Source organism: Escherichia sp. 94.0001 (assembly GCF_013369155.2).
Taxonomy (GTDB): domain Bacteria; phylum Pseudomonadota; class Gammaproteobacteria; order Enterobacterales; family Enterobacteriaceae; genus Escherichia; species Escherichia coli_F.
Map to the genome: position 1 here is coordinate 1 of NZ_JABWMS020000048.1, position 15,666 is coordinate 15,666.

The window sequence follows — 15,666 nt, forward strand, 5'->3', positions numbered from 1 at the left end:
TTTTTAACGTAAGCATTAAGAATATTCACCTTGTTATCTGCCTGTATTTTAAACAGAATTAAACCAGTACTAGATTCCGTATGAATATCTCGAAATGTTGCTGTGTATCACATACAAATCATTGCTGCAGGACCATAGTATTTACATAAAGTTTGTCCCCCGGAGGTAGTCATCGCAGCAATCGAGTAAATTAGCTTCACCACGGTATATTGTTTCCGTAGAATACCCATAATTATAAGAGAGGTTGTTATGATTGAACGTGAACTGGGGAACTGGAAAGACTTTATCGAAGTTATGCTTCGTAAGTAATTCCTGAGACAAAGTACAAACAGAAAGTACCTGCTGAACAGGTTCTTTATCGGAAAGTTGAAAAAGGCGACACATTGGTATGTCGCCTTTTTAATTGCTTATTCCGGGCGTGGCTTCAGCGGGAAGCGGCGGCGCACCAGCACAAAGAACAGCGGCACGAAGTAAATAGCCAGAATCGTGGCCGAAATCATCCCGCCCATTACGCCAGTACCCACCGCATGCTGGCCACCGGAACCGGCCCCTGTGCTGGTTGCCATTGGCAATACGCCGAAGATAAAGGCCAGAGAGGTCATCAGAATCGGACGTAAACGCTGACGGCAGGCGTGGAGCGTCGCTTCAAACAGGTCGTGGCCTTTTTGGTTCATCTCGTTAGCAAATTCGACGATCAGGATGGCGTTTTTCGCCGATAAACCAATCACCGTTAACAGGCCTACCTGGAAGTAAACGTCGTTTTCCAGCCCGCGCAGCCAGGTTGCCAGCAGCGCGCCGATAACGCCCAGCGGCACGACCAGCATTACCGAGAACGGCACTGACCAGCTTTCATACAGCGCCGCCAGACACAGGAATACCACCAGCAATGAAATGGCATACAGCGCCGGAGCCTGCGCGCCGGAGAGTCGCTCCTGATACGACATCGCCGTCCATTCCAAACCAAAGCCGCTTGGCAACTGCTTCACTAACGATTCCATAATATCCATTGCAGTACCGGTGCTGACCCCCGGCGCGGCTTCCCCGACAATCTCTACCGCTGAATAACCGTTATAGCGTTCCAGACGCGGCGAGCCTGTTTCCCAGCGTGAGGTCGCGAAAGCAGAGAAGGGGACCATGCCACCATCTTTATTTCGTACATACCAGAGATTGATGTCATCTGGCAGCATGCGATATGGCGCAGCGGCCTGCACATAGACTTTCTTCACGCGACCGCGATCCATAAAGTCATTCACATAGCTCGAACCCCACGCGGTTTGCAGCGTGTCGTTAATATCGTCGATAGCAACGCCCAGCGCCTGAGCTTTACGCTGATCGATATCAATCTGCAACTGCGGACTGTCGTCGAGGCCGTTATGGCGTACACGGGTTAACTCCGGATTTTCCGCCGCCAGAGCCAGTAACTGGTTACGTGCTGCCATCAGCGCATCGTGACCCGCACCAGCGTGGTCCTGCAACTCCATATCAAAACCCGCAGAACTGCCAAGGCCGCTAATTGCTGGCGGGCTGCTGGCGATAACGCGAGCTTCTTTAATCTTATTAAATTCCTTCGTTGCACGTTCGATAATGGCAAACGAGGTGCCGGTCTTACTGTCGCGTTCGCTCCAGTCTTTCAGGCGGATAAACATTCGTGCCACGTTTTGCCCGTTCCCCCCGGGGCCAGAACCAACGGTGGCAAACACCGACATGATATTGTCTTTTTCATGGGTGAAGTAATACTTCTCGATTTGCTCAACGACTTTCAGGGTCTGTTGTTGGGTTGAACCGCTGGGCAACTGTACCGAGGTAGTAAACATGCCCCGGTCTTCCAGTGGCAAGAACGACGTCGGCAAACGCAGGAACAGGAACACCATGCCGCCAAGCAGCAGGACATAAATCACAATCCAGCGCAGGCTACGGTGGAGAATTTTTGCTACCCCTTTTTCGTAGCGTTCGGCGTTACGATTAAACATCTGGTTAAACCAGGCAAAAAAGCCTTTTTGCCCGTGATGCTCACCTTTTTTCAGCGGCTTAAGTAGCGTAGCGCACAGAGCCGGAGTGAGGATCATCGCTACCAGTACTGACAGCACCATCGCCGCAACAATGGTAATAGAGAACTGGCGATAGATAGCTCCGGTGGTGCCGCCGAAGAAGGCCATTGGCACAAATACCGCCGACAGCACCATCGCAATCCCGACCAGTGCCCCCTGGATCTGCCCCATCGATTTACGTGTGGCTTCGCGAGGAGTGAGTCCTTCCTCACTCATAATACGTTCGACGTTTTCCACCACCACGATGGCGTCATCCACCAGCAGACCGATCGCCAGCACCATCGCGAACATGGTTAAGGTGTTGACGCTGTAACCGAAGGCGTAAAGTACGGAGAAGGTTCCCATCAACACCACCGGCACGGCGATAGTGGGTATCAGCGTGGCACGGAAGTTTTGCAAGAACAGATACATAACGAGGAAAACCAGGGCGATAGCTTCCAGCAGCGTTTTCACCACGTCTTCAATGGAGGCTTTAACAAATGAGGTGGTTTCATATGCCACCTTGTATTCCAGTCCATGTGGGAAGTACTGCGCCAGTTCGTCGAGACGATTGAGTACCAGCTCCGCTGTTGCCATTTCGTTCGCGCCGGAGGCCAGTTTTACCCCCAGCCCGGAGGCTGGCTTACCGTTGAAGCGGCTGAGATAATCGTATTTCTCTGCCCCCATTTCGACGGTGGCGACATCGCCCAGCCTTACTTCTGAGCCGTCCTGATTCACCCGTAAGGTGATATCGCGGAACTGTTCTGGTGTTTGCAGCAGTGACTGGGCGTTAATGGTGGCGTTGAGCGCCTGCTTATCGACGGAAGGCGTACCACCAAGTTGCCCAACCGCAATCTGCGCGTTCTGTGACTCAATGGCATCAGTGACATCTTTAGCCGTCATCTGAAAACTGTTGAGTTTCGCCGGGTCCAGCCAGATACGCATTGAATATTGCGAACCATAGGCATCGATATCCCCGACGCCATTCACGCGGCTTAATGGGTCCTGAATATTACTGGCAACGTAATCGGCAATATCCTGCTTATCCATCGAACCATCGGTAGAGACGAAGGCAATGGTAAGAATATTGGTATCGCCGGTTTTACGCACCGTCACGCCCTGATTTTGCACCGCCTGCGGCAACTTTCGCATGGCTGATTGCAGCTGGTTTTGTACTTGCTGCACTGCTTCGTCCGGATCGGTGCCCGCTTTAAAACTTAAGGTGACAGATGCCTGACCGGTGCCACTGCTTTGAGACGACATATACATGAGATTATCGAGGCCGGTCATATTTTGCTCGATAACCTGGGTCACGGTGTTTTCCAGCGTCTGAGCCGATGCGCCGGGATAGTTAGCGGTTACTCGCACATTAGGCGGTGCAAGATCCGGGTATTGTTCAACGGGCAATGAGAAAATCGCCAGGGTTCCTGTCAGACACAACAGGATTGCCAGCACCCAGGCAAAAATGGGGCGATCAATAAAGAAATTCGCCATTAAAAGAGGACCTCGTGTTTCTGCGTATTGTTGTTGGCATGCCTTGCTTCACTGTAGCGGCAAGGTACGGACCAATCGTGGAGAAAAAAAGGAGTTAATGTAAATTATCATGCCCTTTTATACTGAACCTTAAGTGCAAGTATTCTTTGGTCAGTAGGTGGCATTACATTAGCTGGCTTTCCTCACCCTCCGCAGAGCGAAAGCTAATACTCACTAACGTGCCGCCACCGGAAGGTTGTGAAAAAGTCAGCGTTCCACCCAGTCGTTCCGCGCGTTCGCGCATAATATTCAGACCATAGTGACCTTCGGGTTCTTTCGGTTCTCCGATGCCAATCCCGTTATCACGGATATAGACTGTGTGATTGCCGTCCGGCGCGGTGACGCAGCTGACGGCTATTTCGCTGGCGTTGGCGTGCTTCATCGCATTGAGTACAGCTTCGCGAATAATTTGCAACAAATGCACCTGCATTTGCGCATCCAGCGCCAGTGTTGGCAGACGGCAGTCGAGAGTCAGTTTTGCGCTGGTTTGATTTTGTAACGTATCCAGCATTTCCCGCAACGCGGAGGGAAGATCCGCTTGCTGCAGCGTCAGGCGGAACGTGGTCAACAGCTCGCGTAACTGTCGATAAGCATCATTCAATGCCTGGGAGAAATCGGCCATGATATTTTGTGCGGTGGCGTTATCTTCCGGTATCGAACGTTTAAGTAACGTCAACTGGATACGTAAGTAAGAAAGCACCTGGGCCAGCGAATCATGTAATTCCCGTGCGATGGTGGCACGTTCTTCCATCAACAGTAACTGCTGAAAATGCTTCTGCGCCTGATTAAAGTACAAACCGCGTCCCAGCATCGACGAAACGCTGTTAAGCAGCGGTTCTGATGATGACACGTGGCTATTTTGCCAGTGCAGTTCGCCGTAAACCGTCTCTTGCATCGTTACCGGTAAAATCTGCATCGGCAATTCGGGGTTTGGTTTCCCTTCACTAATCCGCCAGTTTTCACCGACATTCAACTCCAGATATTCAGCCGCTTCATTGTCGCGAACAATCTGCAAAATATGGCGGAAACAATGCACATCTATCTGGCTGGTGTTCAGCGCCTGCGAACACTGATACAACACCTCCAGGCGACGCTTGGCCTCGTGGAGATCACGGGTTTTTTCTTCTACTGACGCTTCCAGCGAACGATACAATTTATGCAGCTCGCTCGACATCTGGTTAAAGGTTTTGGCCAACAGTCCCAGCTCATTGGGCAGACTGGTATCCAGCGGCGGCGAATCGAACTGGCCGTGTTCAATACGCTGACTGGCGGTAACCAGCTGATTCAGCGGGGCAACCACCTGATGGCGTATGCGGCGCAGAGTAAAAAAGACCAGCGTGAAAATACCGATGCCGCCAGCCAGGGAGATCGCCACCACCAGCAGCATTTTGCGTTCGGCGTAGTGCTGTAAAGCCAGCACGAACAGGTCTATCTGATTAACATAATTATTAATATTGGCCTGATACCACGGCAAATCGCCCTTGCTGAGCCGATTATTCATCTCCAGCCAGTTGGCATTCAGATGCGCATAGCGGGTTTTTACTGCCTCTGGCACATACCAGACGTTGAGATTGGTTAACACCGGTGAGTGCAGTGCCTGTTGGAACAGCTGGCGATGCGCATTGAGTTGTGGACTGCCGCTTTGCAAGTCGTAGCCCAGGCGGTAACTCTGCATACGCAACGATCCGGCAATATTGATAGCCTCAGCGTCGCGCAAACTGCTCGCCAGAGTTAGCAGTGCGATACCCGTGGAAAGAATCGACAGCAGCACAATGTAAAAAAAGGCCCGGGCCAAACTGGCCGAGACGGGGCGTTTAACAATCACACGCGTCTTCTCCACATAAAATCATTAATGTTCCAGTTTGCTGAAATGCAATTTAATCAGTGATGGGATTATTTGATCTGCCACAGTTTATAGCGAAATAGTGACTTATTCTGGGCACATGAACATTGCCGATTCCCCTGTAAGTCGGGTAATAACAACACTCATATAAAGAATAAGGTTTTTACAACCAAAAAAGAAGGTCGTTATGAATCGTTTTATTATGGCCAACAGTCAGCAATGTCTGGGTTGTCATGCTTGTGAAATCGCCTGTGTCATGGCTCACAATGATGAGCAACATGTCCTGAGCCAACACCATTTTCATCCCCGAATTACGGTTATCAAACATCAGCAGCAACGTAGTGCGGTGACCTGTCACCATTGCGAAGATGCGCCCTGCGCCCGTAGTTGCCCTAATGGCGCGATCAGCCATGTTGATGACAGCATTCAGGTCAATCAGCAAAAGTGTATTGGCTGTAAATCCTGCGTGGTAGCTTGTCCATTTGGTACGATGCAAATCGTCCTGACACCCGTCGCGGCAGGCAAAGTTAAAGCCACGGCGCATAAATGCGACCTTTGTGCAGGTCGCGAAAGTGGTCCTGCCTGTGTCGAGAATTGTCCGGCGGACGCTCTGCAACTGGTCACTGACGCCGCACTCTCCGGCATAGCGAAATCTCGCCGCCTGCGCACCGCACGTCAGGAGCATCAACCGTGGCATGCCAGTACTGGGGCACCAGAAATGCCGGCGATGAGTAAAGTCGAGCAAATGCAGGCAACCCCCGCGCGAGGCGAGCCGGATAAACTGGCGATTGAAGCGCGCAAAACTGGTTTTGATGAAATTTATCTGCCATTTCGCGCCGACCAGGCACAACGGGAAGCCTCGCGTTGCCTGAAGTGCGGCGAGCACAGCGTTTGTGAATGGACCTGCCCTCTGCATAACCACATTCCGCAGTGGATAGAGCTGGTGAAAGCCGGAAATATCGACGCCGCCGTCGAGCTTTCTCACCAGACCAACACCCTGCCAGAAATTACCGGACGCGTTTGCCCGCAAGACCGTCTGTGCGAAGGAGCCTGCACCATTCGCGATGAGCACGGAGCGGTAACTATCGGCAACATCGAACGCTACATTTCGGATCAGGCGTTGGCGAAAGGTTGGCGTCCTGACTTAAGCCATGTCACCAAAGTGGATAAGCGGGTGGCGATTATCGGTGCAGGTCCGGCAGGGCTAGCCTGTGCGGATGTTCTGATCCGCAATGGCGTGGAGGTGACGGTGTACGATCGCCATCCAGAAATCGGTGGCCTGCTCACCTTCGGCATTCCTTCTTTCAAACTGGATAAGTCCCTGCTGGCGCGTCGCCGGGAAATCTTCAGCGCGATGGGGATTCACTTCGAACTCAATTGTGAAGTGGGTAAAGATGTCTCTTTGGATTCGCTTTTGGAACAATACGACGCGGTCTTCGTTGGCGTAGGCACTTACCGTTCCATGAAAGCGGGTTTACCTAATGAAGATGCGCCGGGCGTTTATGACGCGCTGCCATTCCTCATCGCCAACACTAAACAGGTGATGGGACTTGAAGAGTTACCTGAAGAGCCGTTTATCAATACCGCCGGACTCAATGTCGTGGTACTGGGCGGTGGCGACACCGCGATGGACTGTGTGCGTACCGCGCTGCGCCATGGCGCGAGTAACGTCACCTGTGCCTATCGTCGTGATGAAGCTAACATGCCTGGCTCGAAGAAGGAGGTGAAGAACGCCCGCGAAGAGGGGGCAAACTTCGAATTTAACGTCCAGCCGGTGGCGCTTGAGCTGAATGAGCAAGGTCATGTTTGCGGAATTCGTTTCCTGCGTACGCGTCTTGGCGAGCCGGATGCCCAGGGGCGTCGGCGTCCGGTGCCGGTGGAAGGCAGTGAGTTTGTGATGCCAGCCGATGCGGTGATCATGGCATTTGGTTTTAATCCTCATGGTATGCCGTGGCTGGAGTCGCACGGTGTAACGGTGGATAAATGGGGCCGCATCGTAGCGGACGTTGAAAGCCAGTACCGTTACCAGACCACGAATCCGAAAATCTTCGCAGGTGGCGATGCCGTGCGTGGTGCGGATCTGGTGGTTACCGCAATGGCAGAAGGACGTCATGCGGCACAGGGGATCATTGACTGGCTGGGGGTAAAATCAGTCAAATCTCACTAATAGCCTGCGCAGACAAATCCGGCTTCACAGCGTAAGATAATTGTTCATTTCGCGCTGTGGAGTCGGTATGACGCAACAAATCACCCTCATTAAAGACAAAATTCTCTCCGATAACTATTTCACCCTGCACAACATAACTTACGATCTCACGCGAAAAGATGGCGAAGTTATCCGCCATAAACGTGAAGTTTACGATCGCGGTAATGGTGCAACGATCCTCCTGTACAACGCGAAGAAAAAGACCGTGGTTCTGATTCGTCAGTTCCGCGTCGCTACCTGGGTTAATGGCAATGACAGCGGGCAGCTGATTGAAACCTGCGCCGGGCTGCTGGATAACGACGAACCGGAAGTGTGTATTCGCAAAGAAGCGATTGAAGAGACGGGGTATGAAGTTGGCGAAGTCCGCAAATTATTTGAACTGTATATGTCGCCAGGCGGTGTGACTGAGCTAATCCACTTTTTTATCGCCGAATACAGTGACAGCCAGCGCGCTAATGCGGGCGGTGGTGTCGAAGATGAAGATATTGAAGTGCTCGAGCTGCCGTTCAGCCAGGCGCTGGAGATGATCAAAAGCGGCGAAATACGTGACGGTAAGACGGTGTTATTGCTTAACTATTTGCAAACATCACATTTAATGGACTGAAAAATAACAATAATATTTCGTTGTTTATTATTGGCTCAATCCGATAAATCCGATTGAGCCGCGCTACCTGCGCAACGAAGATACGACTTGTGCTGTTTGTTTGAACTTCTGGGGTCGTACCGTCCATGCGCTATCGCATTTTCCTTCTCTTTTTTTTCGCTTTGTTGCCGACGTCTTTGGTGTGGGCGGCACCAGCGCAACGGGCATTTTCCGACTGGCAGGTCACCTGTAATAATCAAAATTTCTGTGTGGCGCGCAATACGGGCAATCATAATGGACTGGTGATGACCCTGAGCCGCAGCGCCGGGGCGCATACCGATGCCGTTTTACGTATTGAGCGCGGCGGGTTGAAGTCGCCGGGTGCGTCGGAAGGGGAGATAGCGCCACGGCTGCTGTTAGATGGCGAGCCGTTGGCGTTGAGTGGTAACACGTGGCGGATTTCACCATGGTTATTAGTAACCGATGATACGACAACCATCACCGCGTTTTTGCAGATGATTCAGGAAGGGAAAGCGATCACCTTACGCGACGGCGATCAGACCATTTCACTGAGTGGCTTAAAAGCAGCGTTGTTGTTTATTGATGCCCAGCAAAAGCGCCTTGGCAGTGAAACTGCGTGGATTAAGAAAGGGGACGAACCGCCGCTCAGCGTACCGCCAGCGCCTGCGCTAAAAGAGGTCGCGGTAGTGAACCCGACGCCGACCCCACTTTCTCGTGAAGAACGTAACGATTTGCTGGATTACGGTAACTGGCGGATGAATGGTCTGCGCTGTTCGCTTGATCCGTTGCGTCGTGAAGTGAATGTGACTGCGCTGACCGACGATAAAGCGTTGATGATGATTAGCTGTGAAGCAGGCGCGTATAACACCATTGATCTTGCGTGGATTGTGTCGCGTAAAAAGCCACTGGCCTCGCGCCCGGTACGGTTGCGTTTACCGTTCAACAACGGTCAGGAGACCAATGAACTCGAACTGATGAACGCAACATTCGATGAAAAATCGCGTGAACTGGTGACCTTAGCGAAAGGGCGCGGATTAAGCGATTGTGGCATTCAGGCGCGCTGGCGCTTTGACGGTCAGCGTTTTCGCCTGGTGCGTTACGCTGCAGAACCCACCTGCGATAACTGGCATGGACCAGACGCCTGGCCCACGTTGTGGATCACCCGTTAAACATAATAGCGGGGACATGTAAGCCTGATAAGATGCGCCAGGCCGGATAAGACGCGGTAGGCCGGATAAGACGCGTCAGCGTCGCATCCGGCAATCAGCATCCGGCGATCACCATCAGGCACCTTTCACTCCCAGTACCTTATGCGCTTTTGCCACAATATTCTCGGCGGTAAAGCCAAAGAACGGGAACAGCTTATCCGCAGGAGCAGATTCCCCATAACCCGTCATCCCGACAATTGCCCCTTTCAGACCAACATATTTGTACCAGTAATCGGCGATGCCTGCTTCCACCGCCACGCGAGCCGCAACGTTAGAAGGCAACACAGACTCCCGATATTCCTCATCCTGGGCGTCGAAAATATCGGTCGAGGGCAGGGAAACTACGCGTACATTGCGACCTTCTCCCGCTAATTTCTCCGCTGCTTGCAAGGTGATTTCCATCTCTGAACCAGTGGCAATCAAAATAATATCCGGCTTGCCGCCGCTGTCTTTCAACACATAACCACCGCGGGCAATCTCTTTTACCTGATCTGGCGTACGTTCCACCTGGGCCAGATTCTGTCTTGAGAGGATCAGCGCCGTCGGCCCGTTGTGACGCTCGACCGCCAGCTTCCAGCCCACCGCAGCTTCCACCTGATCACACGGTCGCCAGGTGCTAAAATTCGGCGTCAAGCGCAGACTGGCCAGTTGCTCAACGGCCTGGTGGGTCGGACCATCTTCCCCTAAGCCAATTGAGTCGTGGGTATAAACCATAATCTGCCGCGCTTTCATCAGTGCCGCCATCCGCGCGGCGTTACGAGCGTATTCAACAAACATCAGGAACGTCGCGGTATACGGCACGAAGCCGCCGTGGTGCGCAATGCCATTGGCGATAGCGGTCATACCAAATTCACGCACCCCGTAGTGAATATAATTCCCCGCCGGATCTTCCTTCAGCGACACAGAACCTTTCCAGATGGTGAGGTTGCTGGGAGCCAGATCCGCCGAACCGCCGAGCAACTCAGGCAGCATCGGCCCGTAAGCGTTAAGCGTATTTTGTGAAGCCTTACGGGTAGCGATTTTCGCCGGATTCGCCTGCAACTCATTGATATATTTCTGAGTCGTTTTCTCCCAGTCTTTTGGTAAACCACCGCTCATCCGGCGAGTAAACTCTTCTGCCAGTCGCGGATGAGCCTTTTTATACGCGGCAAACTTCTCATTCCAGCTCTGCTGCGCTTTTTCGCCTTTTTCGCGAGCGTCCCAGGCGTGATAAATCTCTTTGGGGATCTCAAATGGCGGATGGTGCCAGCCCAGTTTCTGTCGTGCCAGCGCCACCTCTTCTTCACCCAGCGGTGCACCGTGCGCCTCTTCTTTACCCGCTTTATTGGGTGAACCAAAGCCAATCACCGTACGGCAGATAATCAGCGATGGCTTATCTTTTACGCTTTGCGCTTCAAGAATCGCTTCCTTCACCGCCTGCGGATCGTGACCGTCGATTTCATGGATCACATGCCAGTGATAGGCTTCAAAACGTTTTGCCGTATCGTCGGTAAACCAGCCTTCGGTTTCACCGTCGATGGAAATACCATTGTGATCGTAAAAACCAATCAGCTTGCCCAGCCCCAGCGTGCCCGCCAGCGAACAGACTTCGTGAGAAATACCTTCCATCAGGCAGCCGTCACCCATAAACACATAGGTGAAGTGATCGACAATTTCATGATCCGGCTGGTTAAACTGCGCCGCCAGTGTACGTTCTGCTATCGCCAGTCCGACCGCGTTCGCCAAACCTTGTCCAAGTGGACCGGTGGTGGTTTCAACACCAGGCGTATAGCCAATCTCCGGGTGACCAGGGGTTTTCGAATGCAACTGACGGAAGTTCTTCAGCTCTTCCAGCGGCAGGTCGTAACCGGTCAGATGAAGCAAACTGTAGAGCAGCATCGACGCGTGACCGTTGGAGAGAATAAAGCGGTCGCGATCATACCAGGTTGGATCGGTGGGGTTATGTTTAAGAAAATCGTTCCACAGCACTTCGGCAATATCAGCCATGCCCATCGGCGCGCCGGGATGACCAGAATTGGCTTTTTGTACCGCATCCATACTGAGCGCGCGAATCGCATTGGCAAGGTCTTTTCGGGACATATAACACTCCGTGGCTGGTTTATAGTTTGACGGCAAGAAGATCTTCCAGTTTGCGTTGATCAACGGCGAACAGGCGGATGCCTTCAGAGAGTTTTTCTACCGCCATTGCATCCTGATTGTGCTCCCAACGGAACTCCGCTTCGCTCATCGGGGCTGGGCGTGGGAACGTCTGAGAAGGCGGGATTAATTTACGCACTACTGGAGAAACTTTTTCCTGCAGCTCCTTCAGCAAATTCGGCGCAATAGTCAGTCGATCACAGCCGGTTAAGGCGAGGATTTGTTCGGTGCGACGGAAGCTCGCGCCCATTACAATGGTTTCGTAGTGGTGTTGCTTATAGTAGTCGTAGATATTGCGCACTGACTTAACGCCCGGATCTTCTTCCACCACATACGGGTCCATCGGCTTACGCGCCTGATACCAGTCATAAATACGCCCGACAAACGGCGAAATCAGAAAAACGCCTGCTTCTGCACAGGCCCGCGCCTGAGCAAAAGAAAACAGTAGCGTCAGGTTGCAGTTAATACCTTCTTTTTCCAGTTCTTCTGCCGCGCGAATTCCTTCCCAGGTTGAAGCCAGCTTGATCAGAATACGTGATTTCTCAACGCCTTGTTGCTGATACAAGTCCACCAAATGGCGCGCCTTCTCAATACTTTTTTCTTTATCAAAAGAGAGGCGTGCATCAACTTCTGTTGACACGCGACCGGGTACGATTTTGAGAATTTCAGTACCGAAATTGACCGCCAGTTTGTCACATGCAGCGACCACCTGTTGTTCCTGGGTCTTGCCATTTTTTTTACCCCAGGCGATAGCATCGTCTATTAAATGCTCATATTGTGATAATCCGGCAGCCTTGAGTAACAGCGAAGGATTGGTGGTGGCATCCTGGGGATGATAATGGCGAATGGACTCAATATCGCCGCTGTCTGCCACGACAGTGGTGAACTGTTTGATGCCGTCTAACTCGTTCATAGGAAATACTCCTTGAAAAGTAAAGTGTTAGATGAGTGCGTTAATTCACACTTCTGAGAAATTTCGCTAAACGCATCAAAAAAGCATAGCAGACAGGCATGGTATTGCTGGATTAAGCAGGTAACATCAGTGTTATAGGATTATTACCAAAACATTATATTAATGGTGAGAGTTTGGACTTGCTCAAAGTCTGTAGACTCCGGCAAGGTAATAATGTGCGCCACGTTGTGGGCAGGGGCTGTTGCCCACACACTTTATTTGTGAACGTTACGTGAAAGGAACAACCAAATGGATGACCAGTTAAAACAAAGTGCACTTGATTTCCATGAATTTCCAGTTCCAGGGAAAATCCAGGTTTCTCCAACCAAGCCTCTGGCAACGCAGCGCGATCTGGCGCTGGCCTACTCACCAGGCGTTGCCGCACCTTGTCTAGAAATCGAAAAAGACCCGTTAAAAGCCTACAAATATACCGCTCGTGGTAACCTGGTGGCGGTGATCTCTAACGGTACGGCGGTGCTGGGGTTAGGCAACATTGGCGCGCTGGCAGGCAAACCGGTGATGGAAGGCAAGGGCGTTCTGTTTAAGAAATTCGCCGGGATTGATGTATTTGACATTGAAGTTGATGAACTTGACCCGGACAAATTTATTGAAGTCGTCGCTGCGCTCGAACCGACCTTCGGCGGCATCAACCTCGAAGACATTAAAGCGCCAGAATGTTTCTATATTGAACAGAAACTGCGCGAGCGGATGAATATTCCAGTATTCCACGACGATCAGCACGGCACGGCAATTATCAGCACTGCAGCCATCCTCAACGGATTGCGCGTGGTGGAGAAAAACATCTCCGACGTGCGGATGGTGGTTTCCGGCGCGGGTGCAGCAGCAATTGCCTGTATGAACCTGCTGGTGGCGCTGGGGCTGCAAAAACATAACATCGTGGTTTGTGATTCAAAAGGCGTTATCTATCAGGGCCGTGAGCCAAATATGGCGGAAACCAAAGCCGCATATGCGGTGGTAGATGACGGCAAACGTACCCTCGATGATGTAATTGAAGGCGCGGATATTTTCCTGGGCTGTTCCGGCCCGAAAGTGCTGACCCAGGAAATGGTTAAGAAAATGGCTCGTGCGCCGATGATCCTGGCGCTTGCGAACCCGGAACCAGAAATTCTGCCGCCGCTGGCGAAAGAAGTGCGTCCGGATGCCATCATCTGTACCGGCCGTTCCGACTACCCGAACCAGGTTAATAACGTGCTTTGCTTCCCATTCATCTTCCGTGGCGCGTTGGACGTTGGTGCAACAGCCATCAACGAGGAAATGAAACTGGCGGCGGTACGCGCGATTGCAGAACTGGCCCATGCGGAACAGAGCGAAGTCGTTGCTTCGGCGTATGGCGATCAAGATCTGAGCTTCGGTCCGGAATACATCATTCCAAAACCGTTTGATCCGCGTTTGATCGTTAAGATCGCTCCTGCGGTCGCTAAAGCGGCGATGGAGTCGGGCGTGGCGACGCGTCCGATTGCTGATTTCGACGTCTACATCGACAAGCTGACTGAGTTCGTTTACAAAACCAACCTGTTTATGAAGCCGATTTTCTCCCAGGCCCGCAAAGCGCCGAAGCGCGTTGTTTTGCCGGAAGGGGAAGAGGCTCGCGTTCTGCATGCTACTCAGGAACTGGTGACGCTGGGACTGGCGAAACCGATCCTTATCGGTCGTCCGAACGTGATCGAAATGCGCATTCAAAAACTGGGCTTGCAGATCAAAGCGGGCGTTGATTTTGAGATCGTCAATAACGAATCCGATCCGCGTTTTAAAGAATACTGGACCGAATACTTCCAGATCATGAAGCGCCGTGGTGTAACTCAGGAGCAGGCACAGCGGGCACTGATCAGTAACCCGACAGTGATCGGCGCGATCATGGTTCAGCGTGGCGAAGCCGATGCAATGATTTGCGGTACGGTGGGCGATTATCATGAACACTTCAGCGTGGTGAAAAATGTCTTTGGTTATCGCGATGGCGTTCACACCGCAGGCGCAATGAACGCGCTGCTATTGCCGAGTGGTAACACTTTTATTGCCGATACCTACGTCAATGACGAGCCAGACGCAGAAGAGTTGGCGGAGATCACCTTGATGGCGGCAGAAACTGTTCGTCGTTTTGGTATTGAGCCGCGTGTGGCTCTGTTGTCACACTCCAACTTTGGTTCTTCTGACTGCCCGTCGTCGAGCAAAATGCGTCAAGCGCTGGAACTGGTCAGGGAGCGTGCGCCAGAACTGATGATTGATGGTGAAATGCACGGCGATGCAGCGCTGGTGGAAGCGATTCGCAGCGATCGAATGCCGGACAGTCCTTTGAAAGGTTCTGCCAATATTCTGGTGATGCCGAACATGGAAGCTGCCCGTATTAGTTACAACTTACTGCGTGTTTCCAGCTCGGAAGGTGTGACTGTCGGTCCGGTGCTGATGGGTGTGGCGAAACCGGTTCACGTGTTAACACCAATCGCATCCGTACGTCGTATCGTCAACATGGTGGCGCTGGCCGTGGTTGAAGCGCAAACCCAACCGCTGTAATTCATTCTTAACTCTCACGCTTACCCTGAATATTCAGGGTAAGCGGTTTTACTGCAATATATTAGTAAAGCTTATTACTAAGTTTTCGAGTAATAAAAAAGCAGCATATAAACTATCTCGATATTATTTTATTTATATTCATGCGTTGCATATGAAAGTTTATGCATCACAGTAAATATCTCTCCATTCTTAGTGATCTACCTCACCTTTTAAACGCGCTTGCCGAATTTTGTTATTTACTCTGACGAAAAATTGTCACGATACATGCCAGGTTTTTCACAGGCGGCGACTCATGGATAAAGAACGCATCATTCAGGAATTTGTTCCCGGCAAACAGGTCACGCTGGCGCATTTAATTGCGCATCCCGGCGAGGAACTGGCGAAAAAAATCGGCGTTCCGGATGCTGGCGCAATCGGCATTATGACGTTAACTCCCGGTGAAACGGCAATGATTGCCGGTGATTTAGCATTGAAAGCCGCCGATGTGCATATCGGTTTTCTCGACCGTTTTAGCGGCGCTCTGGTGATTTATGGCTCGGTGGGTGCAGTAGAAGAAGCGTTATCACAAACCGTCAGCGGTTTAGGGCGTTTATTAAATTATACGCTGTGTGAAATGACCAAAAGTTAA

Annotated in this window: 10 protein-coding genes; 6 read left to right on the top strand and 4 right to left on the bottom strand. The window is 51.7% G+C overall.

Annotated elements, in window-relative coordinates; all coding sequences use genetic code 11:
* Positions 1-249: 249 nt before the first annotated feature.
* On the top strand, positions 250-309 hold the full coding sequence (ypfM, locus tag HEN33_RS18060; protein ID WP_001386977.1) for a protein YpfM: 60 nt from the start codon (positions 250-252) through the stop codon (positions 307-309).
* A gap of 98 nt (positions 310-407) precedes the next feature.
* Here ypfM and acrD read toward each other — a convergent pair whose 3' ends face one another.
* Positions 408-3,521 (bottom strand): multidrug efflux RND transporter permease AcrD, encoded by a 3,114-nt coding sequence (acrD, locus tag HEN33_RS18065; protein WP_001273157.1) that lies wholly within the window; start codon positions 3,519-3,521, stop codon positions 408-410.
* A 163-nt stretch (positions 3,522-3,684) separates the two neighbouring features.
* Positions 3,685-5,385, bottom strand: coding sequence for a nitrate/nitrite two-component system sensor histidine kinase NarQ (gene narQ, locus HEN33_RS18070; protein ID WP_001353046.1), 1,701 nt, complete (start codon positions 5,383-5,385; stop codon positions 3,685-3,687).
* 205 nt (positions 5,386-5,590) lie between these two features.
* Here narQ and aegA point away from each other — a divergent pair, with 205 nt between their 5' ends.
* The 3 genes from aegA (at position 5,591) to HEN33_RS18085 (ending at position 9,382) form a co-directional block, all read left to right on the top strand.
* Entirely contained in the window at positions 5,591-7,570 is a 1,980-nt protein-coding gene (gene aegA / locus HEN33_RS18075; RefSeq protein ID WP_160523813.1) for a formate-dependent uric acid utilization protein AegA, read from the top strand.
* Positions 7,571-7,637: 67 nt separating this feature from the next.
* Entirely contained in the window at positions 7,638-8,213 is a 576-nt protein-coding gene (gene nudK / locus HEN33_RS18080) for a GDP-mannose pyrophosphatase NudK (RefSeq protein WP_001353047.1), read from the top strand.
* Between the two features lie 125 nt (positions 8,214-8,338).
* Positions 8,339-9,382 carry a DUF1176 domain-containing protein gene (locus tag HEN33_RS18085; RefSeq protein ID WP_105288160.1) on the top strand — a complete coding sequence of 348 codons (1,044 nt, stop codon included), beginning with the start codon at positions 8,339-8,341 and terminating at the stop codon, positions 9,380-9,382.
* A 114-nt stretch (positions 9,383-9,496) separates the two neighbouring features.
* Here the strand turns inward: HEN33_RS18085 and tkt are convergent, their stop codons facing one another.
* Positions 9,497-11,500 (bottom strand): transketolase, encoded by a 2,004-nt coding sequence (gene tkt, locus HEN33_RS18090; RefSeq protein WP_176262698.1) that lies wholly within the window; start codon positions 11,498-11,500, stop codon positions 9,497-9,499.
* Between the two features lie 19 nt (positions 11,501-11,519).
* Positions 11,520-12,470 carry a transaldolase gene (tal, locus tag HEN33_RS18095; RefSeq protein ID WP_001003725.1) on the bottom strand — a complete coding sequence of 317 codons (951 nt, stop codon included), beginning with the start codon at positions 12,468-12,470 and terminating at the stop codon, positions 11,520-11,522.
* A gap of 288 nt (positions 12,471-12,758) precedes the next feature.
* On the opposite strand from tal, the gene maeB reads away from it, so the two are divergent.
* A complete protein-coding gene (maeB, locus tag HEN33_RS18100; protein WP_000342645.1) occupies positions 12,759-15,038 on the top strand; it encodes an NADP-dependent oxaloacetate-decarboxylating malate dehydrogenase in 2,280 nt (759 codons plus the stop codon).
* Between the two features lie 292 nt (positions 15,039-15,330).
* Complete coding sequence (eutS, locus tag HEN33_RS18105; RefSeq protein WP_000356956.1) at positions 15,331-15,666, top strand: ethanolamine utilization microcompartment protein EutS; 336 nt, start codon at positions 15,331-15,333, stop codon at positions 15,664-15,666.

What these genes read in the sequence shown, in the direction of transcription:
- HEN33_RS18085 (WP_105288160.1), top strand. Translation starts at nt 8,339, where the DNA reads ATGCGCTATCGCATTTTCCTTCTCTTTTTTTTCGCTTTGTTGCCGACG.
- maeB (WP_000342645.1), top strand. Translation starts at nt 12,759, where the DNA reads ATGGATGACCAGTTAAAACAAAGTGCACTTGATTTCCATGAATTTCCA.
- tkt (WP_176262698.1), bottom strand. Translation starts at nt 11,500, where the DNA reads ATGTCCCGAAAAGACCTTGCCAATGCGATTCGCGCGCTCAGTATGGAT.
- acrD (WP_001273157.1), bottom strand. Translation starts at nt 3,521, where the DNA reads ATGGCGAATTTCTTTATTGATCGCCCCATTTTTGCCTGGGTGCTGGCA.
- aegA (WP_160523813.1), top strand. Translation starts at nt 5,591, where the DNA reads ATGAATCGTTTTATTATGGCCAACAGTCAGCAATGTCTGGGTTGTCAT.
- eutS (WP_000356956.1), top strand. Translation starts at nt 15,331, where the DNA reads ATGGATAAAGAACGCATCATTCAGGAATTTGTTCCCGGCAAACAGGTC.
- tal (WP_001003725.1), bottom strand. Translation starts at nt 12,470, where the DNA reads ATGAACGAGTTAGACGGCATCAAACAGTTCACCACTGTCGTGGCAGAC.
- nudK (WP_001353047.1), top strand. Translation starts at nt 7,638, where the DNA reads ATGACGCAACAAATCACCCTCATTAAAGACAAAATTCTCTCCGATAAC.